We start from the raw sequence: 2,122 nt of genomic DNA, 5'->3' as shown, positions 1-2,122 counted from the left end.
TACCGTATGATCCAAAGTGCTGCAGTTATTCTATGAATTCAGGGTTTTAAGAGCTCCTAATTACTTCCCCAGGAACACTAGTGCCGGTGACCTCCTCCTCTGACAAGACTAATGTCTTGCTTGCGATATTGCCTGATTTTAATGCAGAAAGGTCAGCATGGAGTACATGTGTCACGTTATTCCGCAGAGCGTAAAGCAACCGTACTGAAAAATTATTACTGCCCCATAACTGTAGTGAGGTGCCGGGCTGGACTTTGTGTTTCTTAGCGGGTGGAGCGAGGTGGCTGACTGGGAAAATTGGGTAAAGGTTAATCACTTAAGATGCTCCGAAAACATTGAACCACTGCAGCTGTAAACAGTGTAGTCAGAACAAAGGGGGTGGCTCGTGCATGTTGTAATACCTGTTTTTTTTAAAGCTTCACATGGAGGGCTGCACGAGAACATTCTCGCAACTGCCTGCTTCTTAATCGATAACGGCCACAAGGCCACAATTGTTTGTCCTGCTGGTTCATTTGCTGACTCGCTGGCAGGTTATGGCGTTGGGGTTATTCAAACGGATTACACAGATCTTGATGCAATAATTAATAAGGCATTGAAGCTTCACGCCGCTGTACCAGTTGATCTTGTGCACGCCCACCCCTTTGCTTCTCGTAAGTTTGGCTTAGCATTGGCGGAAAAGCTGGACGTGCCCATCGTTTTGACATTTCATGGCAAATATACTGACGATCTCCCTCAATATGTTGACAAGATTTCAGCAGTTTTAACGGTGTCATCTGGCGTCCGTGATTATTTGCTGGGTGAGGAGGCTAGAGGTCCAGAAAAATTTCATGTGGTGCCCAATGTCCCTGATACAGATTTTTTTCAACCACTTTTAGAGAAGACCCAAAGCGTTGAAAAAAAACTAAGTGTTGCTTTGGTGTCGCGTCTCGATAAGGACAAAGACTTCATTTTGGATGTCTTTGCGGATGCCGTCGAGTATGCCGCGAAACATTATTCAGGAAAATTAACCTGGATTGTTGTGGGCGATGGTACACAAACTGAAGCGTTTCGAGCCCGTCTTGAAGTGGTGCGAGGCGACAATGCTATCGAATTTCGGGGTTGGCTCGAAGGAGAGGCACTCCGTAGCGCATATCAATCGAGTGACTTTGTATTTGCCCCTGGTCGTTGTGCATTAGAGGCCATGAGTTGTGGTGTGCCGGCTATTGCAGTCGGTAGCAAGAGCTACTGTGGTTTAGTGAACGCGAATACTTGGCAGCAAGGCGTATATTCTAATTTTGGAGGCGTAGGCAATCAGCATAAAGATTATAAGCCTGAAATGGTGCAGCGAGACATGGTTAATCTTCTTGCATCGAAAAGCTATCGTGCAGGTCTCGGTGCCTTTGGCATTAAGATAATTCATCAGTTTTTTGATTCTCAGAAAGTACATGAGCAGTTGCTGGGTATTTATCGCCTCGCCATCGTATCTCATTCGCTGGAGAGGGTGCTTAGCGTTTCCGAGACCTGTGATGTAGAAAGCAACTTAGTAACACCCAAAAATAAGAACACTGATATGAAACCAGAAAATAATATCGAGCAGCTTGAAAAAAAGCTGTTAGAAGCAGTTAAAGGCAACGCAGGCAAGTTCACTCGCGATTTGCTCATTGTTCAGAACCGTCTCTACAGTCAGCTAGAAAGTCTCTCCTGGCTGCAAAGCCGGTTGGCAATCAAGGGCCAGCTGCCCCCACTGCGGCGAAATACAGGACACCCACTTATTTGACAGCCTGCCGCGGCGGGCTATGTTGAGATAAATCCCGCCTGACGGACACCGTCATGACTCAGCCTCGTGCCACCCTTATCTCGCTGGAAGCCACGCCCTGGTATCACCTCGTCAATCGCTGCGTGCGCCGTGCTTTCCTGTGTGGCACGGATTCCGTGAGCGGGCAGTGCTATGAGCACCGCCGTGGCTGGATCGTGGAGAGGCTGCATCAGCTGGCCGGGGTGTTCGCCATCGATGTGGCGGCGTATGCGGTGATGAGCAACCACTATCACTTGGTGGTGCGAGTGGATGCGGCGCGGGCAGGGGCGGTGATTTTCAACCCAGTTGTAAGCGTCCATTCCGCGACGTTCTGCCACCCCGCTAAAA

General features: G+C 48.7%; 1 protein-coding gene and 1 pseudogene. Both read left to right on the top strand.

Annotation, left to right across the window (positions count from 1 at the left end):
* Nucleotides 1–385 precede the first annotated feature (385 nt).
* A complete protein-coding gene (locus INT21_RS11800; RefSeq protein WP_193085215.1) occupies nt 386–1,756 on the top strand; it encodes a glycosyltransferase family 4 protein in 1,371 nt (456 codons plus the stop codon).
* Between the two features lie 53 nt (nt 1,757–1,809).
* Nucleotides 1,810–2,122: pseudogene (locus INT21_RS11795) on the top strand (hypothetical protein); the annotation flags it as partial.

The organism is Halomonas sp. 3F2F, from assembly GCF_014897805.1.
Taxonomy (GTDB): Bacteria; Pseudomonadota; Gammaproteobacteria; order Pseudomonadales; family Halomonadaceae; genus Vreelandella.
The sequence above is the reverse complement of the archived record's forward strand: the minus strand, read 5'-3'. Positions and strand labels throughout refer to the sequence as shown.